The organism is Psychromonas arctica, from assembly GCF_038155225.1.
Classification (GTDB): domain Bacteria; phylum Pseudomonadota; class Gammaproteobacteria; order Enterobacterales; family Psychromonadaceae; genus Psychromonas; species Psychromonas arctica_B.
Map to the genome: position 1 here is coordinate 1 of NZ_JBAKBA010000024.1, position 22,564 is coordinate 22,564.

General features: G+C 36.1%; 19 protein-coding genes and 1 pseudogene. 13 read left to right on the forward strand and 7 right to left on the reverse strand.

The features are described 5' to 3' along the window. The coding region (locus V6255_RS11030; RefSeq protein ID WP_341628210.1) for a hypothetical protein at positions 1-187 on the forward strand (187 nt) is incomplete at its 5' end. A gap of 100 nt (positions 188-287) precedes the next feature. Here the strand turns inward: V6255_RS11030 and V6255_RS11035 are convergent. Beyond that, positions 288-1,460, reverse strand: coding sequence for an MFS transporter (locus tag V6255_RS11035; RefSeq protein WP_341628211.1), 1,173 nt, complete (start codon positions 1,458-1,460; stop codon positions 288-290). Positions 1,461-1,757: 297 nt separating this feature from the next. Here V6255_RS11035 and V6255_RS11040 point away from each other — a divergent pair, with 297 nt between their 5' ends. The 4 genes from V6255_RS11040 to V6255_RS11055 all read left to right on the forward strand — a co-directional run bounded on the left by V6255_RS11040 (position 1,758) and on the right by V6255_RS11055 (position 6,397). Next, positions 1,758-2,669: a LysR family transcriptional regulator gene (locus V6255_RS11040; RefSeq protein WP_341628212.1), complete on the forward strand. Its 912-nt coding sequence runs from the start codon at positions 1,758-1,760 to the stop codon at positions 2,667-2,669. A gap of 215 nt (positions 2,670-2,884) precedes the next feature. Continuing rightward, positions 2,885-3,805, forward strand: a complete 921-nt coding sequence (locus V6255_RS11045) for a LysR family transcriptional regulator (protein WP_341628213.1) — start codon at positions 2,885-2,887, stop codon at positions 3,803-3,805. Between the two features lie 132 nt (positions 3,806-3,937). Next, positions 3,938-5,038 (forward strand): adenosine deaminase, encoded by a 1,101-nt coding sequence (locus V6255_RS11050; RefSeq protein WP_341628214.1) that lies wholly within the window; start codon positions 3,938-3,940, stop codon positions 5,036-5,038. A gap of 27 nt (positions 5,039-5,065) precedes the next feature. After that, positions 5,066-6,397, forward strand: a complete 1,332-nt coding sequence (locus V6255_RS11055) for an NCS2 family permease (RefSeq protein ID WP_341628215.1) — start codon at positions 5,066-5,068, stop codon at positions 6,395-6,397. A 346-nt stretch (positions 6,398-6,743) separates the two neighbouring features. On the opposite strand, the gene V6255_RS11060 is transcribed toward V6255_RS11055, so the two are convergent. Further along, entirely contained in the window at positions 6,744-8,015 is a 1,272-nt protein-coding gene (locus V6255_RS11060; RefSeq protein WP_341628216.1) for an alpha/beta hydrolase, read from the reverse strand. A 297-nt stretch (positions 8,016-8,312) separates the two neighbouring features. Between V6255_RS11060 and V6255_RS11065 the strand changes: the two genes are divergently transcribed. Together V6255_RS11065 and V6255_RS19330 are read left to right on the forward strand one after the other, a co-directional pair. After that, positions 8,313-8,591, forward strand: a complete 279-nt coding sequence (locus tag V6255_RS11065; protein WP_341628217.1) for a hypothetical protein — start codon at positions 8,313-8,315, stop codon at positions 8,589-8,591. A 15-nt stretch (positions 8,592-8,606) separates the two neighbouring features. Then, positions 8,607-8,738, forward strand: a pseudogene (locus tag V6255_RS19330) (AraC family transcriptional regulator); the annotation flags it as partial. A gap of 62 nt (positions 8,739-8,800) precedes the next feature. On the opposite strand, the gene V6255_RS11070 reads toward V6255_RS19330, so the two are convergent. Then, entirely contained in the window at positions 8,801-9,430 is a 630-nt protein-coding gene (locus tag V6255_RS11070) for a LysE family translocator (RefSeq protein WP_341628218.1), read from the reverse strand. Positions 9,431-9,832: 402 nt separating this feature from the next. On the opposite strand from V6255_RS11070, the gene V6255_RS11075 reads away from it, so the two are divergent. Then, the gene (locus V6255_RS11075) at positions 9,833-10,711 is read left to right on the forward strand and encodes an AEC family transporter (protein ID WP_341628219.1); all 879 of its coding nucleotides are present in this window, start codon (positions 9,833-9,835) and stop codon (positions 10,709-10,711) included. A 299-nt stretch (positions 10,712-11,010) separates the two neighbouring features. On the opposite strand, the gene V6255_RS11080 is transcribed toward V6255_RS11075, so the two are convergent. From V6255_RS11080 to V6255_RS11090, 3 genes are all read right to left on the reverse strand, one after another. Next, complete coding sequence (locus V6255_RS11080; RefSeq protein ID WP_341628220.1) at positions 11,011-11,583, reverse strand: TRAP transporter small permease; 573 nt, start codon at positions 11,581-11,583, stop codon at positions 11,011-11,013. After that, positions 11,583-12,872, reverse strand: a complete 1,290-nt coding sequence (locus V6255_RS11085; RefSeq protein ID WP_341628221.1) for a TRAP transporter large permease — start codon at positions 12,870-12,872, stop codon at positions 11,583-11,585. The genes V6255_RS11080 and V6255_RS11085 overlap by 1 nt, the downstream gene beginning before the upstream one ends. 341 nt (positions 12,873-13,213) lie before the next feature. Continuing rightward, the gene (locus tag V6255_RS11090; RefSeq protein WP_341628222.1) at positions 13,214-14,197 is read right to left on the reverse strand and encodes a TRAP transporter substrate-binding protein; all 984 of its coding nucleotides are present in this window, start codon (positions 14,195-14,197) and stop codon (positions 13,214-13,216) included. A gap of 2,045 nt (positions 14,198-16,242) precedes the next feature. Between V6255_RS11090 and V6255_RS11095 the strand changes: the two genes are divergently transcribed. Both V6255_RS11095 and V6255_RS11100 read left to right on the forward strand, forming a co-directional pair. Continuing rightward, positions 16,243-16,326 (forward strand): hypothetical protein, encoded by an 84-nt coding sequence (locus V6255_RS11095; RefSeq protein WP_341628259.1) that lies wholly within the window; start codon positions 16,243-16,245, stop codon positions 16,324-16,326. A 224-nt stretch (positions 16,327-16,550) separates the two neighbouring features. Next, entirely contained in the window at positions 16,551-17,462 is a 912-nt protein-coding gene (locus tag V6255_RS11100) for a tyrosine-type recombinase/integrase (RefSeq protein WP_425355924.1), read from the forward strand. A gap of 163 nt (positions 17,463-17,625) precedes the next feature. Here the strand turns inward: V6255_RS11100 and V6255_RS11105 are convergent, their stop codons facing one another. Beyond that, a complete protein-coding gene (locus V6255_RS11105; RefSeq protein WP_341628224.1) occupies positions 17,626-18,270 on the reverse strand; it encodes a TetR/AcrR family transcriptional regulator in 645 nt (214 codons plus the stop codon). Between the two features lie 195 nt (positions 18,271-18,465). On the opposite strand from V6255_RS11105, the gene V6255_RS11110 reads away from it, so the two are divergent. Genes V6255_RS11110 through V6255_RS11120 form a run of 3 tightly spaced genes read left to right on the forward strand, consistent with a single transcriptional unit; the run spans position 18,466 to position 22,510 of the window. After that, positions 18,466-19,923, forward strand: coding sequence for an efflux transporter outer membrane subunit (locus tag V6255_RS11110; RefSeq protein WP_341628225.1), 1,458 nt, complete (start codon positions 18,466-18,468; stop codon positions 19,921-19,923). Continuing rightward, complete coding sequence (locus V6255_RS11115) at positions 19,920-21,464, forward strand: MFS transporter (RefSeq protein ID WP_341628226.1); 1,545 nt, start codon at positions 19,920-19,922, stop codon at positions 21,462-21,464. Before V6255_RS11110 ends, V6255_RS11115 begins: the two co-directional genes overlap by 4 nt. 5 nt (positions 21,465-21,469) lie before the next feature. Beyond that, complete coding sequence (locus V6255_RS11120; protein ID WP_341628227.1) at positions 21,470-22,510, forward strand: HlyD family secretion protein; 1,041 nt, start codon at positions 21,470-21,472, stop codon at positions 22,508-22,510. Positions 22,511-22,564: the final 54 nt, after the last annotated feature.

Consider the following 22,564-nt stretch of genomic DNA (forward strand, 5'->3'; position numbering starts at 1 on the left):
TAACGATAGTAACGATAGTAACGATAGTAACGATAGTAACGATAGTAACGATAGTAACGATAGTCACAATGACCATGATGGTAATATCATCGATACTGATACTCGACTCAATAGTGATACAAGTACAGTTCCAGATATAAATGTAGATGTAGATGTAGATAAGGCTAAAGATAAAGAAGAGTATTAACCATATAGAGATTTCCCTTACTTTCAAATACATGAAGGTAATGAAAGTAAGGGATCTTTTACGAAACGTTAATAAGGCTTAGTAAAATTTAGCTAATAGATTATTTTTTAGCGAAAGCATTAAAAACTGCGCTAATCAAAATAAAGATAATGCTCACGACAACGACGCCCGGCCATTGATACATTGCAAATGCTTTAACACCAGCCATTGAACCCAATGCCCCTCCTAAATAATAGCCGAGCATATAAATACCATTAATACGACTCTGTGCACTTGGATCAATGCTAAATACACGAACTTGGTTCGCTACCTGAGCACTGAAGATGGCAAAGTCGATTAAGATAATACCGATAATTAATGCAATAAGATTCCCAGCAAATACACCAGTAATCGCAAAACCAATCGCAGCTAACGTTAATACCATCAGAACTAACTTTTTAGAGCCTAATGTATTAACCCATTTTCCAGATGATTTAGCACCAATAACCCCAGCCAATGCAATCACGCCAAATAAACCTGCTTGTTGTGCATTGTAATTAAAAGGTGCATCACTGACATAAATAGCTAATGTAGCCCACAGCACGTTAAAAGAAGCAAACCAAAAAGCACCTGTTAATGTATAAGTTTGTAATGATTTATGTTTTACAAATAAAGACACGGTACTTTTAATCAGAGGGAAATAACCTAAATCTGTATGCGGCTTATTGGTTGGCAAAAATACGCGTAAAAGCACACCAAAAATAGCAGCTAATAGCGCAGACATAATAAATACACTTCGCCAACCAAAGTGCTCTCCAATAAATCCACTGAGCGTTCTTGATAATAAAATACCAATGGTCAACCCCATCATTAACGTACCTAATGTTGCGCCTTTGTTTTTAGCCGACACCATTGAAGCGGCAAAAGGAATTAATTGCTGCGTGATATTCGCGCTGACTCCGATTAAAAATACGGCGATAAGCAAAATAAGTAAACTAGGCGCGACTACCGCAGCACTACAAGCCACCACCAATAAACACGATAAAATACCAATCAGTTTGCGACGAGCAATAGAATCACCTAAGGGTGAAATAAAGAGCAACGCAAAGGCATAACCAAATTGTGTTAACGCTGGGATACTACCAAGTTGTGAATGCGTTAAATTAAACTCATCAGCAATCAAAGGTAATATCGGTTGGCTGTAATAAAGGTTTGCTGCTGTTGCTGCAATTGCGGTTGTCATTAATAATAATATAAATCGACTTAACGATTGATTTTTTTCTGTGTTGGTCATTTTTATCCTCAGTGAATAATGCTCAGTAACTCAATATGTGTGGATAATAGAGGTTCTGTTTGGATAACAAAAATGATAATATTTTATTGAATCTATACAATAATTGTATAGCTAGCATTTTAATGATTTAAAGGATTAATAGTCATTGAACCTAGTATGATAAGACTATGTAGATAACCATCTTTAAATAACTCTCTTTAAATACCCATTTTAAAATAACAATGTTTAGAGAAAAATTTAGAGAAAAATGTATAGATAAACGTGCTTAGATAATAATGTATTGATGAGAAAAGTAAGATGGATATAAAAACATTAAACAGCTTTATCATGGTTGCTAGGTATAAAAGCTTTTCTGAAGCAGCTCGAGAGCTAAATACCGTTCAACCCGCTATTAGTCGTCACATTGCAGCATTAGAAGCAGAACTCGGCGTCACATTATTTAACCGTAACTCCAGAGACGTTGCCATTACAGAAGCTGGTGAGCAATTATTAAAGGATGCGAGCGTTATTTTAGCGCTGACCAAACAAGCTAAAGTTCAAGTTAAACGTGCTCATAATGGACAAACAGGAACCCTTAATATCGCCCACCTAAGTTCAGCATGTTTAACGTTTATGGCTGAATTAGTACGCACTTATAAAGCACTGTTTCCAGAAGTACATGTGACTTTATTTGAAATGACAGCAACACAACAAATTGAAGCTTTCAAAAACGGCCGAATTGATATCGCATTCTCACGTCCTTTACCTAGCACTATTAATAATGAATTTACCCATCATGATATATATATCGATAAGCTGGTCGCAATTGTTAATCAACACCATGAGTTAGCAGGACAAACGAGCATCAATTTAGCAGAGCTGAAAAACCAATCGTTTATTATTTTTAATCGAGATGAAGCACTAGGATTATTTGATGAAACCATCATACTTTGCAAACAAGCAGGGTTTTCACCAAATATTACTAGCCACCCAAGACACATGCAGACTTTAGTCACTGAAGTAGCAGCAGGTTTAGGTGTCGCTATTGCCCCTTATTGTATTCGTAAACTATACAGTGAAGGTTGCCATTTCATTACGTTAGATGATGTCACTACAAAAATTCCAGTACAAATTCAATATAAGAAAAATAATGCAAGTGCGACAGTTAATGCATTTGTTGACATTGCTTTAAACGCTAAGAATGAAATACAACGTAGCATGATGAATTAAGTATGATGAATTAATACCTAATTAACTCTGTAGCGATTCCACATCGATATTAAATAAGCCTTGTTAAGTAGGTATTGTTAAATAGGTATTGTTAAGTAAGCATTACTCTGCAAGAATTTTGTTAAAGGCACTTTAAATAGTGATGCGCTACAAGAAATTCAAAATCAGTTACCATTTTAAAGCTATTAGCATGATTAGAAAAAGGACATGAAGCATTGAATATTGATACTAAATGGCTGCAAGATTTTTTAACACTGGCAGAATTGCAACACTTTACCCGTGCTGCTGAAGCGCGTCACATTACTCAACCCGCCTTTGGTCGACATATTCGTTCCCTAGAGAAAGCGGTTGGTAAAACATTAATTGATCGCGCAACGACGCCAATCAGCTTAACACCTGCAGGACGCCAATTTAAGAATGTCGCTTACAACATCATTTCACAAATGGAAGAGGGTTTAAATTTACTTAACAATATTGAAAAGCCACTCTCTAATCCCATTCGTATTGCTAGCCCTCACTCGCTATCATCGCCAATTCTACTTGATCTTATTGAGCATAACAGTATCGAACAACAACGTTTTTCTATTGATATTCTCCGCGTAGACTTTGCAATGCAATCTCTGATGGATGGTAATTGTGACTTCTTTCTTGGCTTTGAAATTTTATCTTTATTACAACCGCCCTTTCAAAATATAAAAATTGGTCATGGGAACTTTTTATTAACTTCTTTAGCAGATAAACAAGGCAAACCATTATTTAACCCACATGTAAGTAAAACGCCGATCATTGGCTATAGTGCTGAATCTTATAGCGCCCGGTTAATAGAGCAGTATCAACCTGAAATTACCAAACTTAACACTTATCAAGTATTTGAGTCTTCCATGTGCCACTTACATAAAGAAATGGCGTTACGTGGAAAAGGCATTGCTTGGCTTCCTGATTCACTGATTCAAGGAGAGTTAGCAGCAGGTACATTAGTTGCTATCGAGCCACTTTTATATCGTCTGCCTTATCAAATACGTTTGTACCGCAACCCCTCTCCCTTAAGAAAAGAAGCTGAAGATTTTTGGAAAAACATTAACCTTCAAGTGCAATCTGATTGGCAAATAAACTACCCATGGGAAGTCGATAGCTAGCCTTTTATAGCACTAGAATTAAAAATAAATGCCGAAACAGCACTAACATGTCGTTATTTGCATTTAACATTAAAGGCCAACAAGCAGATACTCTCTTAATCTATGCATTTTTATTAAATGATTAAGGCAGCTATGAGTTCACCTTCTATTACGTTAGATCAGTTTTATCATCAATTTCCTAAAGCCGACCTTCACTACCATTTACTCGGTGGCGTAAGACTTAAAACCATGCTCGCGTTTGCTGATAAATATCACGTTGAATTATCGGAATTTGATGCTAAATGTTATTACCGTGCTCATCAAGGTCAAACTGGTATCGCTAAAGGCGGTATTGAAGCACTGACTTTGTTATACCAGTTAATGCGTGAACCAGAAGATTATATTCGCGTATTAATTGAAGTCGCAGAAGATGCACATGCCTGTGGCGTTCGCTATATCGAAACATTCTGGAATCCAAGTGATACTGAATTAACTTACCAACAAGTCACAGAAGCGTTAGCAAAAGCGATTGACTGTGTAGAACAAAAGATGGGATTGATCATTCGCTTAATTCCCTCTATCAACCGTGAAAAATCTCCAGAAGTTGCCGTTGAATTAGTTGAGCAAATGATTACTTTTCCGCACCCTTATGTTCTAGGACTTGGCATCGACTATAAAGAACATCAAGCGCCCGTTGAGCATTTTTGGAAAGCCTATTCTCTTGCAAAACAACATGACTTGAAACTGACAGCACATTGTTCAGAGTTTGGTTTACATTGGCGAAATGTTGAGACAGGTATTGAACTGATTAACGTTGACCGTATCGACCATGGTTACACGATTATTGATAACCCAGCACTCACAGAAAAATACGCACAACAAGGTATTCCGTTTACCGTCATTCCATCAAACACCTTCTATTACAAGAAATGGCCAGATCATCGTGATTGGGCAGAAAAGCATCCTATACGCGACATGGCGAAAGCAGGCCTGAATATTATCCCTTGTACCGATGATTGGCATATTCACAATACCACCAGCGCTAACTGCTATCGAGTCATGGTTGAAGATTTTGGTTTCGACTTAACCAGCTTACGACACATGATGATCAATAGCATTGAAGCAAGTTGGGCACCACAACACGTAAAAACACGATGGTTAACTGAATGGGCTTTAGCATTTGACTCACTCAGATCATGTTTATCAGAACAACCTGTCATAACAGAAGCACAACTAATTAAATACCGACGCTAAATTAACCCCAAACTGAAAGGAAGCAACATGGACACAGTGACAAAAAAATCTAGATTTAGCATCGCTAAATGGTTTGATTTTAAAGGTAATAAAACAAACTTAAAAACCGAGATTATTGCGGGATTTACCACCTTCGCCACCATGGCTTATATGGTTGCGGTTGTACCTGGTATGTTAAGTAAAGGAGGGATCCCTTTCGACAGTGCATTTACCGTGACTATTTTTATGACCGTAATAACCACTATTGCCATGGCTCTTTATACCAACCGCCCTTTTGTACTCGGGCCTGGTCTTGGTAGTGTCGCGATTTTCTCTTATACGTTATTAGGTAACGATGTCCCTTTAAGTATTGCTGCAGGTATCGTCTTTATAAGTGGTGTCATATTTATGCTGGTCTCATTCTTAGGTGTGCGAGACTTTGTTGTGCGCATCATTCCACAGAGTGTCAAAGTATCCGTAGGCGTAGGGATTGGTTTATTCATCGCCTTACTTGGTTTTAAACAAGCAGGCATAGTTGTCGCAAACGCACGTAAAAATGTACTGGTTTTTGGTGACTTAGCAACAATGGAGGTTTTATTAGCCATTGTTGGTTTCTTTTTGGTGTTGTTTTTTACATCACGTAACATTAAAGGTGGCATCATCATTTCAGTGCTTATTATTACATTAGTCAGCATTCCATTGGGTATTACCACTATCCCAGATCACTTATTCCAAATGCCAGGTAGCATGGACGGAATGATGTTTGAACTCGATGTTATAGGTGCTCTTAGCCCAGTCTATTTACCTTTTTTACTGGCGTTCTTTATTCCAGATTTTTTCTCCACTTTAGGGGCACTTTTAGGGTTAGGCGCGCAAGCAGGTTACCTAGACAAAGATGGCAACTTACCCGGTATAGAGAAAAACTTCCATGTAGATTCAACAGCCACAACCGTCGGTGCATTATTTGCCTGCCCAGTGTTAACAACTTACTTAGAAAGTGCCGCAGGCGTAGAGTCAGGTGGTCGAACTGGTTTTACCGCGTTAGTCACCGCGGCTTGTTTTACGCTTATTTTATTCTTAGCGCCATTGGCTGCGATGATTCCCACAGCGGCAACAGCCCCCGTGTTAATGTACATTGGTATCATTATGATGGGCTCAATGCGAAAAGTGAATTACGATGATGTGTGTGAGTATCTACCCGCTTTTGTATGTGTTGCCGTCAGTATCTTCAGTTTTAACGCCGGTAATGGTATTGCAGCAGCGATGTTAGTTTATGCTTTCTTGAAATTGGCGACAGGACGATATAAAGAAGATCATTGGTCAGTTTACTTAATTGCATCATCTATGATTTACTATTTTTATATTGTTTCTGCTCACTAAAAGTTGTCTGATTAATCGACTTTGTTATTGCTTAAATTCAAATAGTAAGTACATAGCTTGAACAGGTAGAAAAGGTGGTCAGCTGAATAGTTGCTCATCACTTTTTCTCCGGCAAGAGATCTAAATCAAAAAATATAAACAATAGAGCTATCCGCAACGAGACCAAATTTAAGCCTTAAAGACAGTTATGGGTCAAAATAAATAATCAACGACCATCTTCCAAAGTACTCAACATGGTAAGTAGCCTCATTGCATTCATTGTTTCAAAAATTAAAGAAATTAGAATCCAGAGCAAACAGTAGAATGACTTAAAGGTGCCATATAAAATATTGATTTATTCAGTGATCTAATGCTCAATTAAATAATCAGAATCAAGAGACCAAAAGTTATTTTCAAGCTTTTTCAATGGGCGTTCTTTTGAACCTGGCGCTGCATTATACAAAATCAAATTGATAAGATCTGAACTCACTGCAGGATTACTATGAAAGTAATCATGCCCGATAAAGTTAACTGATGTAGGCACTTTAATTAAACTGACATTCCCTACTGAATTAAATATATTCTGCTCATTTTTATCAACATCTTTTATGTTTAATCGGCCAAAACTCAAGCTATTTGTTAACCATTGAGAAATACCAAGTGCACTATCTTCTTGAGAAGTATAAATAGTAATCCGTCCAAATGCAGGACCAAATTGTTCAGCCATTAACCTTTGTTTGATAATACCAAAATCGAGATCTGGAGCAGCTAAAATTAAATTCTCAATACGTAAATCTTTTCTTGGGTTGCCACCACTCGCTCTATTTTCAATAATAAGTTCACGTAGCGTTGTAGTTGCAACATCAGTACCACGGCTATGAGCGATAATATGAATATTTTCTATTTCAGGATTTTTAAAAAGTAACCGTAAAGTTTCTTTTAAATGGAAGATAGTAAATTGACCTGACTCTTTATCTGCAAAATATGCAGTCAACCCTTCTGCTGCCGCTGGCCAAGAGTAAACAATAGGTACACCTTGTCGTTTAAGGAAATGCCAAAGACTACCTAGGGTGAAGATCGCTTCATCAAAAGTGTTATTAAAGCCATGAATAAATAGAACAACATCTTTTGTTTCACTATTTTCTAAGCGTTTATTAATAATATTATTCAATTGAGTTTCATGATAAGACTTTTGTTCTAAAATGGCTTTATCAATTTGAAGTTTATCGTCTATTCGTTTAAAACTATAAGGAGATAAAGGAAAGCGTCCCAATTCATCAACTTCCTCTAACTCATAAATGAGATCAGTTGAGCGTTTTTTTTGATTACTTTGTTTTAATAACTCATCCCATTGTAACGATTTATTCTCAAAATTTACTTTAGCAACCCCATATGCAATTGATGCTGAGCGACTGGCATCATATTTAACATGTTTTTTTGGAGAAGTTCCTCTATCTGTAACGTATATAAGTTCCATGCTAGTTTTACGTAGCGTTTCAGGAATATCACTTTCTGAATATGGTGCATTTATATAGACATTAGGTGTCGGCATTAATTCTGGACGGGAAGAGCATGCAGATAACAAAAAAACTGAAAAACAAATAAAAACAGAAGATTTACCTCGAAAGTGGAAATACATATTTATTCCTTATTTTATGGCTCATAAATTAACCATCCTGGTTATAGTCGCCTTCCTATAATATACAATAATCACAATAAAAGAACATAACAAGTCTATACTTCTTAGGTATTTGCCTAACACTTTCTTTTGAAAAAGTTAAAAATAAAGTACTAGGACGTATTGATTTTTAATGGTCAATTTTAAGATGACAAGGTGGACCGTTATAATTACTTCGCTAAAACAACCAAACCACATCGTACTAAAAACTAGGTTATACGGATTATATTAAATAAATAGCATCAAGATAGAAGCTTTATGATTGATTTAGCGGTAAGTCAATTAATTACCCGTTTACTCAGGCATCAAACACGAGACTTTATTATTGGTCATCGCTTGGTACAGCCAGATCACAACGGTATTAATAATGTAATAGATCATTTACATAAGAACTTAAGAGAAGAGATTGATATAGATAATTTAAGTAAAATATCTTGTATGAGCTGCACTAGATTCTTTAACGAATTTAAACAACGGATAGGCACTACGCCTCGTGAATTCTTATTTCAATTACGCCTTAAAAAAGCCGCAGATTGACTAAAGAAAAATCACACAGTAACGCAAGTTTACTTTACAACAAGCTACCTCAATACCAGTCACTTTAGCCGAAGCTTTAAAAAGTTCTTTGGTATGAAGCCAACTGAATACAACCTTCGACACTGTTCGCCTTTATTAAGCTCATAAATACAACAATACATTAATAAAGCGACTGTAAATTAAGGCATTAAGGAATAAGCAGAAATGCTTTAACTTGAACGAGTAGCAATTACTTTTATCCCTAAGACCACCATTGCCCCACCTAACACTCGATCTATCCAATGTCCATACTGTTTAAAACGTAGATTAATTGAAGGTCTTGATAAAATACCAACGAGCAAAGAAAACCAAGCAAATTGAATCATCATAATCCATGCTCCGTAAATCGCTATTTGATAAGTAGGCATATCTGGCGATAAAACTACTGTAAATAAAGAAACAAAGTATATTGGTGCTTTTGGGTTTAAAGCATTACATAAAAAACCAACACCGATACTTTTCTTTGCCGAATAGTGGGTTGGTGCAGTCAAGCTTGCTTCATTCGTATTAGTAGGCCTCGCTTTTAAGCCCTTAATACCAAGATAAATAAGGTATCCACCCCCTAAGATTTTAATGGCCCAAAGCGCATTTGATGAATTAGCAATCACAGTCGCTAAACCAAAAGCTGAATAGGTAATATGAATAGATAACCCTAACGCGATTCCGATACTACACATCAAGCCTGCTCTCTTTCCATTAGATAAGGTTTGTTGCGACACGAGTACAAAATCAGGCCCAGGCGATGCAGCTGCTAACAAATGAATCGATGATATTAATAATAAACCTTGTATAAGTTCCATTTGATCCTCTCAACTAATCTTCTCAACATAAATGACAATAATGGTAATGCACAATTTAACAGACTGAGTTGTTTGCGATAATGATGGCGAGAAGTGAAACTAACCAACATTTATATTTAAATTTAGAAAGTGAATTAGGTAACACTTACGTCCTTAAGTGAATTAACGAGCAATACTAATTCATGTAAATTTGATATTACATTAAAAATTTTTAATAATGAATCAATATGTTAACAATGAAGCTAACACCTTAATCATCTAAATAGGTAGAAATTTCTATAATAGACAACAAACATCGCATCTTTAAAATAATCATAACTCTTAGGTGTTTTTAGACTATCAATTCCCCCTAGGAGTTGGATAATTGATCAATTAATAAGTCAGTCATCATTAAGGAAGACCATGCTTAATCAGGTTGTTAGTATACTGTTCCCTATATTAGGGTTAGCTTTTGTTGGGCTATGTATTGGGCATTTTATAAAACCTGATTTTCGTCCTATTAACCGCCTAAATATTGATGCTTTTGTGCCTGCTTTGGTTTTTTCATCTTTAGTGGTGATGCCACTGGATATTGAGCAAATCCCCCTATTAACGGCCTCATTATTTGCAGTGCTTATTCCTGCTTTATTAATGCTACCTATCTGTTATTTTTTCAAACTTAATTATAAAGTATGGACACCACCACAAATGTTTAGAAACAGTGGCAACCTGGCAATTCCTTTATTTACTTATGCCTTTGGTGAAACAGCAATTGCCCCCGCCGTATTGTTATTTGTCATGTCCTCTTGCCTTCATTTCAGTGTTGGTTTAGCACTTATCAGTAAGGGTAACCCTTTATTACAAGTCGCACGTATGCCTATATTTTTATCCGCAGCGCTAGCATTAACTTTAAACTTGATGGGTATTGGCGTTTGGGAACCTTTATATAATGCAACGTCTTTACTTGGACAAGCTGCGATCCCTATTATGCTTGTCTCATTAGGCGCTCAGATGTGTAATATTAAAATGAGTGGTTTAAAAACGGGTTTATGGTGCACTGGATTATCAATACTGACGGGAGGGATTGCTTTTCTATTAATTTACCTATTGATACCTTTATCGACACTACACCTACAAATGATGTTGCTGTTTGCTATGTTTCCACCCGCAGTAATGAATTATATGTTCGCAGAACGTTTCGACTTAGAGCCAGAGAAAGTCGCTTCAATGGTATTGTTTAGTAATTTTTTATGCATTATCACCTTACCTATTATGTTAACCGTCGCGCTCTCATTTAGTTAATTTCTGTATTCAAGCGTTCTGTTTAAATACTGTGTTTAACTACTTTGTTTAACTAATATATTTAGCTAGCGTATTTAACTAATACATTTAACGACACAAGTAAATTAAGCATGACTAATACAACAACATAAACACAAAAGAGTGGTTATACATTTATCAAATTAAATAACGATTAGAAAAAGGTAACCACCCTTTTATGACAAGCTCGACTTATTCTTAGTTAACTTTATTGAGACTATATTAAGTAACATCATAAATTAAATATTACCCTCTTAAGTAGCAATGAAAGTCTTATACCTCTAGGCTTCGTCAGGCGTTCCTAATACAAAATGTTTCGCTTCAATGATCACATCAACGACAGAATAAATCAGCATAATCATCGATGAAGCGGGAATACACGAATACAGTATCCACTGTTTAATTTGGAATGCAGTGGTCACCTGATTCGTTCTTAAGGTCAATTTTAACGAATACCAAAACAACACCGCCATAAAGGTCGCAGAAATAATTAAAATTAATAATCTATAAAAGTGTTTCAAGCGTACATTTTTAATACGAGGACTTATCCAATCCCCTACTGAAAAGTGTAACTTTGCACACCATAAGGCCGCCGCGCCGTAAAAAACGAGTGCGGCGAAACTCAGCTCTATGATCTCATCGAACCAATAAAAAGAGTTAATAGTAACCACACTTTGAATTAAATTAGCGACACCTTCTAAACCATTCTCCAATAAGAATTGAATGAAATCATTAATTAAACGCAACGATATATTTGCAATCAGTAAAAGAGCCAGTACAGCGAACATAGTCATTGCGATATATTGAAGGATCCTTTGAACCCAAATATCAATGGTTTTTAATAGTGGAATCATTACATTTCTCCCATGATAAGGTTAGGTAAAAAGAGTGAAATACTAGGAACAAAGGCAATCAATACGGTGATTAAAAAGATCATTAATAAATATGGCCATACCCTTTTAGCTAACGCAGGCATCCCCACTTTTGCATAACTATCAACGGCAAATAAACACATGCCAACGGGCGGTGTTAAGTTACCAATCATAATTAATAACACCATTACCACACCAAAATTCACTAAATCGATATCAAACATCGTCGCAATAGGCATAAACAAAGGCAGCGTAATTAAGAAGATTGCATTGCCTTCTAAAAATAACCCCATGGTTAAGACGATGCCAATAACAATCCACATCACAATAGATTGCGTTGCACCATAACCGACTAACGTCTCGATAATGCTATCTGGCAGTTTTTGATGGATGATTAACCACCCGAAAAAGTTTGCCGAAGAAATGATAAATAAGAGGCTGACCGATTGTGTAATTGATTTGTAAACAATCCCAGGAATCTCTTTTAATTTTAAATCTTTATAGAAAAACCCTAGCATTGCCGCGTACACACACACCACCACAGATGCTTCAGTAGGTGTGAAAAAGCCGCTCATAATGCCACCAACAATAATGACGGGAGCCATCAAAGGCCAAAATGCGCCATTAAAGGCAGACAATCGAGCTTTAAAGGATTCTTTATGTTCAGCACGAGGATAGTTTTTACGTTTCGCTAAAATACCCAACGCAATCATCATTCCAAGCGCCATCATCATACCCGGAATAAAACCTGCTAAAAACAAACGAGCAACAGAAACACTGGTAATGGAACCGTAAAGTACAAAGGGAATACTAGGAGGAATAACAGGCCCGATAACGGAAGAAGCCGCAACTAAAGTGGCAGAGTCTGCGGGGTCATAACCTTGGTCAACCATTGCTTTGTGCTCTATCTGACCTAATCCAGCAGCATCCGCCACAGCAGAGCCAGACATACCAGAAAAAATAACACTGGCAACTATATTAACTTGACCAATACCACCCGCTATATGCCCAACCATCGATTGTGCAAAACGGAAAATACGGTCGGTTATACCACCGGTATTCATTAAGTTTCCGGCCAAAATAAAAAATGGAATAGCCAACAGCGTAAACCCTGTTGTGCCGTAGTACATACGATGAGGAAGCATGGCTAATAGGCGAGCATCGCCGAGGCCAATAAAAAAAACGACTGATGTAAGACCAATTGCAACAACCACTGGAACATTAATCAATAGTAGGAAAATAAGAGCACCAAATATAGCTAAGGTCAACATACTAGGGGTCACCTATTAGTAAGGCCAAGCAACCAAAAAGGTGATCATTGTTACTGCTTAAAATTATCTCTGACTGTGTTATGAGGTAAGAATAATGAGTCGAAATAACGTCTTTATTCTTTAGCTTATGTTGCCAGTAGAGAAGTCATACAGGCAACTTCTCAACAGACTACAACTCACGTATTGTTAGTAATGATTTTACTGGGTAACGTTTGATCACATCATTAATTGAATGAACATAGTAACGAGAAGTTTCGCCTCAATGAGGCGAAACCAAAGGCCATAAAGAAAATTAATAACTGAATATTAAACGATTTACTTAACTGACTTATTTAACTGACTTATTTAACTGACTTAGTCATTTCCATCCATTTATCAAAGTTAGCAGCACCTACTTTTTTCTTTATTTGATCGTAAGCTGGACCCATCATTGCTTGGAATGGAGCAAGTTCTGGCTCATCAATCACGATACCTTTTGCACGCATATCAGCAATTTGTTTCAACTCTTCAGCGCGTGTTAGCTTACGCATTAATAGGCGAGCTGAATCAGATTCTTCACGAACAATAACTTGTTGTTCAGGCGTTAAACGAGCCCAAGCATCTTTAGAAACGACATGCACCATCGAACTGTATAAATAGTTAATGATTGAAATGTATTTTTGAGATTCATACAGTTTCAAATTATAAATAACACCAATTGGGTTTTCTTGACCGTCAACCACACCTTGGCGCATTGCCATTACCAACTCACTAAATGAGATAGTCTGTACATTGGCGCCTATCGCTTGCATCGCAGCTTGGTATGTCATTGCTGGTGGCGTACGAATTTTTAAGCCCTTGATATCTGCAGGCGTTAAAATTGGGCGAACAGAATTCGTTAATTGACGGAATCCCCAATCCCAGCTAGATAGGTAAACTAGTCCTACTTTATCAAGTTCAGGCGCAGCCCACTCTTTAAATGGTCCATCTAAAACACGGTCAGCGTGCTCTGCGTTACTTAATGAGAAAGGAATACTCACGGTATCAAATAAAGGAACGTGTTTCGCAAGTTGATCTTGGCCTGAAAGGCTCATATCAACTACCCCCATAATCACTTGTTCAAGTACTTCCGGTGGGCTACCTAACGCATTGTTAGGGTAGAGTTCAACCGTCACCTCCCCTTTGGTACGTGCTTCAACCTGTTTAGCAAACTGCATAGCAGCAATGTGAGAGGGATGATTTTCAGAACCAAAGTGGCCAAGCTTAAACTCAACAGCAGAAAATGCTGAAGATGCCCAAGCGATACAAATTGCCGACACTAATCCTTTTTTAAAACTCGAACGCATAATTAACTCCTAATATATGATAAGTTTTTTTGCCTTGTTTTGAATGTTCATAAAAATATAAACATCCACTATTAACATTTATTTCAATTGAAAAAATGTTCTTTTTGCAGTGACTCCTCCATAAAAATTGCTGATGGAGATCCTATCTTCGCTATCGACCAATCTATTTAAAGTACTTAAAAAGCTAGATTTATAGACTAAGCTTTTTTGAAATTGCTCGATAAATGAAACTTAAACGAAACAACAACACTTCAAATATACTTCCATGTATAAATAATCTGCCAAGCATTAAACACTTAAAGGTAATATATTAATGAAGCTAACAAGTGATTTTATGCATCAATAAAACGTAACTGAAATAACTAAAAAATTAAGAGCAATACTTATAAAAAAATATTTACAAACACTAAGTACTCAATTTAATCTAAATAAATCATCTAATTAAAACATTACGTCACCCTTGTATTACAATAACATAACAATAAAGCAACCCTTAAAGCTTGGTGTCATGTCTCATTTTGGGTGTAAGTTACATTGCACAGTTATCAAAAAATCACATTACGAGGTAAAAACAGAGAGAAAAAAACATAAAGAGAAGAAATCAAGAATTCATATTATCAATTGGATGAAATATAAATAAAAATGGAGTGATTGTTTATTTGAAAGAAACAATCAGATCTTTTAGCTATAGATTTATACTTCCATTAACATTCAGCTTCCCTTCTGATTATTTTCTGAAAAACGAATCATCTCAAAAACAAAAAAATAGTGATATAAGTCACACTTTTTATTGTTTTACTGTTTAATAAGCAATACAATGTAGATCCAAATCACATTAAATAGAGGTTTTTATGAAACAGAATATTATTCAGACTAGTCGTGAAGTAGCAGGATTACTTATGATGTTTGCTGCAGGTGCTGCTTTTGTTTTACTACAAATGACAGCATGGATATAGCCGAGTCACCGCTCGGTTATTTTTCTTCTTTCCTACAAAAAATTCGCCTTGTTAATTACTTCAATAGCAATTTACATATACATGCAAAACAATTATTTAAACTAAGCTGGTAAGTATTCTCTTTATCGCAACATTAGTGTTATGAAATGGAATACTCAAAAATTTATATAAAATTAATATCGCACTATCTCCTTGTTAATTATAAATTTTCTAATCTATCTTTTTTCACTAAGCTTAAAATACATGTCAAAAAATATTAAATTTCTGAAATGTTTTATATGTTTATTCTCTACTATCACTATGAGAATACAATGACAAAAATCATGGATAAAACTATTAATCACCAAACCTTCAATCACTTATTTTTATATCAATGAAGTAGAGATTATCTATAAATTCATTCGCTAACCTTTATCAGATATAAAAAACAGGTCTAAATTGATACATAATTTGATAGATATAAAACTTATTTATCAAGTTATAAATATTTTATAGCGATCATAATAACTCGTTCTACTAAGCAACCAATATCAGTGATAAATACCATAAAAACCAATATGGTTCACGATCATCAATATCACTAATAATCTCCTATCAAGAGCAATGACATAAATAATGTTAAGTCTCCTCTCTTTTACTTTCCTATTAGTACTTAATTAAATGTCTATCTATCTCATCATCAGTTAAAATAACTAATTATTAAAATACAATGTAAAAGCTACTCCATGATCAACTAGTTAATGTTTAATCAATAGTTTGGAGTATGTTAATAGTACATATCAGTCATGATATAAAATACCAAAGGCAGTAAAATCAAATGAGTAAAGCGAATATCCAGTGGTTTCCTGGACATCAACAGCCACTTCTACCCTCTTCCAGCAAGATTTATTAAAACACAAAAAATCAATCACTTAAAGTCAAGCCAGTCCACTAACATCCATTAAGAAACACGACGAGCTAGAGCTTTTAGTACCCCATTTAGTACCCCATAGAACAAAATTTATATATACTTAGAATTCAGTGGTTCATAGGAGATAACAAATGGCGAGAGCAGTAGTAAGATTAACTGATAGGAAAGTTAAGACAACAATGCCAACAATAAAGGAATTCACTCTTTCAGATGGAGACGGTCTACAACTCCGTATTCGACCGAACGGAACGAAAGCCTGGTAATTCAAATACCGTCATCCAATCACATCCAATCACATCAAAATACATCAAAATACATCAAACTAAGCCTTGGGGTTTACCCAGCTCTTTCACTAGTAAACGCTCGTAAGTTAACGAGCGAATATAAATCATTACTTGCTCAACGCTTAGATCCAAAAACCTATATTCAAGAACAAAAAATCAAGAGCCAAAGAAAAGAAGCAAGCACTCTATATTCTGTAGCTGAATTGTGGCACGACAGAAAAAAGCTAAAAGTATCAACTCAACATGCAGAAAGAGAATGGAAAATGTTAGAAAATTATATTTTCAATTCATTTGGTAAGTATCCTATTGAAACAATTAACTGCGTTGAACTTATTGAACACTTACGAAAAATTGAATCGACCGGAAAGTTATCAACCTCAAAACGTATTTGCCAAAGCCTGAATCAGATAATGAATTATGCTGTTGGTTGTGCTTATATTAACGTTAATCCACTCTTACGCCTTATTTATGCGTTTGCTAAGCACGAAGTTGAATATATGCCGACGTTAGTACCAGTGCAATTGCCTGAGTTTTTAGAACGTTTAAATAAATGTACAACTATACAAATAAAAACAAGATCACTCATATTGTGGCAATTACATACAATGACACGTCCAAAAGAAGCCGCACGAACAATGTGGCGCGATATAGATATAAAAAAGAGATGTTGGACAATTCCGAAAGAAGAAATGAAAAATGGTAAAACACATAAAATTCCATTAACAGATTCAAGCATTAAAATACTTGAGGTTATGCAACCTATTAGCGGTGATTCAGAATTTCTTTTTCCAGGGAATCAGAATATAGGAAGCCATATAAGCACATATACGGCTAACGCAGCAATTAAACGAAGCCTTGACTATAAAGGTGAATTGGTAGCTCATGGCCTACGTTCAATAGTTTCAACAACGTTACATGAAAGTGGTTTTGATAGCTTACACATAGAAACATGTTTATCTCACTCAGATCAAAATGAAACGAGGGCGAGTTATAACAGGTCTGATTTTTTTGAAAATAGAAAAGCAATAATGAGCTGGTGGAGTGATCATATTGAAAAAGCATCTAAAGGTTCAAATTCTATTACTGTTTTAAAAGGTTTGAAAATTGCAAAATAACAAACAACACAAAAAAGCTAAGTGTCGACACTTAGTCGCATCAACAAAACCAAGTTATGTAAACAATTAAATTTTTGAGCTACCTCGTGCATATAAACAATGTTACCTATAATATTTTTATTATTTTTATTATTTTTATTATTTTTATTATTTTTATTATTTTTTACGCATTATTTTTTTCAAAAGCTAATAAAAAAGAGTTAACGCTGACAACTACCCAACGATTTATCTCGTCTTTTGTTGGGGGCGTATTAGGGTGCATTAAATTAGATAGTTGCGGTTCACTCCTCACTAGATGAATAAATACTTTTGCTGCTTCATTTAGTGTTATCTCGGTAAAGGTTACTTCTTGTCTTTTCTTAGCATTATTTAATATCTCTGAAACGATTGAAATAATAACCTGTGGCCCTTCATTATAAAAAGTATTGGCTAAAGACGGAAAACGAGTCCCTTCTGAAATAATAATTTTGTGTAGTGATAATGCTGTCGGTGACAGCACAACATTTAAATACTCATGTGCCATTGCTGTCAGGGTCTCTTTTAATTTTCCCGGACTGAATTGAATTTTTCTAATTTGTTTTGCGTAGTTCTTACATTCAGATTCAATCACGGCGATAAAGAGGGCTTCTTTATTTTTGTAGTGAGCGTACACAGTTGATTTAGATACTCCTGCTTTCTTTTGAATCATATCGGTGGTCGCATCACTAAATCCGTAGCTGAGAAATACTGTTCTTGCTGCATCTAATACAATATCTGCTTTTGACCTTGTATTGTAAGTTGGAGTTTGAATAGTATTTGAGGCTGACATAGATATCCCTGATTAGAAAGTTGACAATTTTAGTTTAATTAGTGTACCGTACCGTTCGGTTCGAAATCAAGCGTTGAAATATATTTGGATTTAATCTCAGTTAATGAGGTTAGTCCATTTTTTTAACCACCAACTGTACCGGTCGGTTCGGTACAGTTGGTGGTTTTGGTTATAATATTCTTTACAGGTAAATTTATGTCCTTTTATCACCTTATAAAACAGGTACTACAGCTCACAGGAAAAATGGTTTTATTCAGCGTTTCTCTATTATTACTTAGTGGTTGTAGCGTAGGCCCTGATCATTCTGAGCCTGATAATGAAGTAAAAATATCAGAGTGGTCTACAAACTCTCTGCAACAATCAGAAAACTTATTAATTGTATCAACACCAATAAAATCCGATTGGTGGACGTTATTTGAAGATCCTTTATTAACGTTATTGGAGAAAGAGTTAGAGAAAAAAAACTTAGATTTACAATTAGCCATGAGCCGTATTGCAGAAAGTAGAGCAATACTTGGGGTCACAGAGTCAAACCAATCACCCGAATTAAGTGTAGGGGGCAGTTACTCTCGTTATGGGCTAAGTGAAAATGGAAAATTTGCTGCATTAGGCGCACCTACTCGAGCTAACAATTTTTGGCAAGTTGGTTTTGATGCGAGTTGGGAGCTGGATTTGTGGGGGAAATTTGACCGAGAAAATGAAAGTGCAATGGCACAGTTAATTGCATCGCAGTATGGGCAACGTGGCGTTTATGTTGCTATTAGTGCTGAACTAGCACGAACTTATTTACAACTAAGAGGTGTACAAGCAGAGCTTGAGCTAACAAGAAATAATAGAGATATTGCCAAACATACCCTCGTACTGACTGAAAGCCGCGAACGTAACGGCGTTGGTACGCGTTTTGAAACATCAACATCTAAAGCAGAATTAGCTTCAATTAAAGCGATGTTGCCACAACTACAACAACGTCGTAATAAGTTAATGAATGCACTTGCTTTGTTGCTTGGAGAAAAACCACATGCACTTGATGATAGATTGAAAGGCGCTATACCATTACCGTCTTTGCCAAAAGAAATTCCAGTAGGCGTTCCTTCAGAGTTAGCGCATCGTAGACCTGATATTTTAAAATCTGAGGCAGAGCTTCATGCGGCTACTGCTGATATTGGTGTGGCTAAAGCTAATTTTTATCCTCGTATTGCTATCAATGGACAATTAGGTGTCGATGCTTTTGAGTATCAAGATTTATCTAGTTGGAGTTCTCGATTCTTTTCTATTGGACCGACGGTATATCTACCTATATTTCAAGGTGAAGCGCTAACTAAAAAATTGAAACTAACTGAAATAAAACAAAAAAGTGCAGCAATTCGCTACCGTCAAACTGTTTTAAAGGCATGGCATGAAGTCGATAACGCGTTGACCTACACCGCCGCTCAGGTCCAGCAAAATACAGAGTTAGTTGTCGCTTATGAGCAAAATAAAGAAGCATTTAATGTAGCTGAGCGTAACTTCCAAGAAGGTGTTGCAGATTACCTACAAGTACTGACGGCACAAAGAAATGTATTAGTGAGTGAAACCAAACTCAATATTAATAAAACACAATCAACACTTAGCTTAGTCAATTTATATAAAGCATTAGGTGGAGGTTGGAATTGAATCCACAAAAAAATCAACCTGCAAAAATGCCATTAAATTTACTTGTCGCATTACTTGGTATTTTAATTTCGGCGATTATGTCTGGATTAAATAGCCGAGTGGGTAGTCTAGGGTTAGCTGAAGTACGCGGTACATTGGGTCTCGCGATGGATGCTGCATCATGGCTTTCTACTTCTTATACTGTTGGTGAGTTGATCGCAATGCCTTTTGCAACTTGGTTTGCTATCACACTATCAGTACGTCGTTTTCATTTTTACATGGTGATGTGTAGTGCCGCGATTGGTCTGCTGCTTCCTTTTATTCAAGACCTTAACCTTATGATCGCATTACGGTTTATCCAAGGTGTGAGTAGCGGAGCTTTGATCCCTATTTTAATGATGATGGCATTAAAAACACTGCCACCTAGTATTCGTCTTCACGGATTAGCTTTATATGCACTAACCGCCACATTTGCTCCTAATCTTGCAATATGGCTAACAGGATATTGGACAGATAGTTTGCATGACTGGCGTTTAATTTATTGGCAGATTATTCCTATGTGTCTTATCTCGCTTATTTTAGTGGGAATGACTTTACCTAAAGAGAAAATTATAACTGCGCGATTTAAACAAGGGAACTGGTTTGGTATGGGCTTTGGAATGTCCTCTCTAATACTCATTGGGATTAGTCTTTCTCAGGGAGTGCGATTGGACTGGTTTAACTCTCCCCTTATTTGTATCTCGTTAGGAAGTGGCCTCGCTTTTCTTGGTGTGTACTTAATAAGTGAATGGTATCACCCAACGCCTTTTATAAAACTACAATTACTTTCTCGGCGTAATCTGTGGGTAGGCTCTATTATCTTTATGGCTTTGCTCACTATTTTATTGTCTGGCAGTTTATTGCCTTCTAGTTATCTTGGGATGATTCAAGGGTTTAAAGCACAGCAAATTGCACCCATTGGACTTTATATTGCTTTACCACAATTAATACTAGGATCAGTTGTTGCTATTTTTCTCTATCAAAAATGGGTCGATGCTAGAGTTGTATTATGCTTGGGGCTTGCCTTAATTGCTGCAGCCTGTTTTTTAAGTGCACAATTAACTGGCCAATGGCATGTTGAGCAGTTTATTACTGCCACACTACTACAAGCACTTGGCCAGTCAATGACAGTGGTTCCGTTACTCTTTTTAATGACTAGCGTCGTTGAGCCGATGGAAGGACCTTACTTTTCAGGCACTATTAATGCTTTACGCGTTTTAGGCACATTATTTGGAAGTGCCGTTGTTGGGCAAATATTAGTAGCACGAGGACATTATCACTCTCAAATGTTGCTTGATAAAGCGATGCAAAATGAAAATTTACAGGCTATTCAAGTTATCAATATAGATCATATTATTGCCGAGCAAGCTCACATATTATCGGTTGCAGATACCTATCGTCTATTAGGTTGTTTCGCCATTGGTGTTATTTTTCTTGTTTGGCGAATGCTTTATATACCTGCGCCATCCCCCCAAATTGTGCCTACTGCTAATAACTTACAATCTAAACCTTTACACGGATAATTATCATGACTAAAACAAATAAACCTACATTATTAAAAATAATGTTGATCACCTTATTACTGATTATTGCAGTCGGTATTATTATTTACTTTAATCAGCCAGAGTCTAAAGCTGCGCATCAAACAACAGATGATGCTTATGTGCAGGCGGATATTACATTTGTTTCATCTCAGATATCAGGCACTTTGAATAAGATAATGGTTAAGGATAATCAGACAGTGAAAGCTGGCGAATTATTGGCGACGATTGATGGTCGAGACTTTACATTAGCTGTCGATATGGAAACATCGAAAGTGAATACTGCGAAAGCTAACGTAGCCGTATTGAAAGCAATGCTGATAAAACAGAGAAATGCGATTAAGACTGCGGATGTGCTACTTGATATCAGTAAAGCTGATGTTAAGTTTGCTAAGGATGATTTCATTCGATATGAAAATTTAGCTAAAGATGGTGCCTCGAGTATTCAGAAGTTGCAATATGCACGAAAACAATTGAATGTAAAAAAAGCAATTAATGAGAAAAATAAATTGTTATTAAATGAAGCAAAGTTAGAACTTGATGTGCTTATTAGTGAAATTGATAAAGCGAATGCCCAGCTTAAGCTAGCAGAGTCTTCGTTAGCTTTAGCTAAATCAACACTTTCATATACTCAGATAGTCGCAACGAGAGATGGTGTTATTGGCAAAAAAACAGCAAGAGAAGGTGCCTATATCACGTCTAACACACCTTTATTTGCAATTGTTCCAATAGATAAGATTTATATTACTGCTAACTATCGCGAAACACAGTTAGCTAAAGTAACACCCGGCAATCCTGTGAAGATTGAAATTGACGCCTTTCCAGGTGAATTCTTAAACGGATACGTTGACAGCCTTGCTCCTGCGAGCGGCGTAAGTTATGCGGCTGTTGGCCCTCATAATGCAACAGGAAACTTTACAAAAATTGTGCAGAGATTACCTATTCGTATTCAATTATCAGCAGATCAACCATTGACTAAGAAATTAAGAGTTGGGATGTCAGTAACGACTGATATTAACGTCGAATAATAATCTTAATATGCATCCATCTAATAGCATAATGTGCTATTAGATAATTCATTA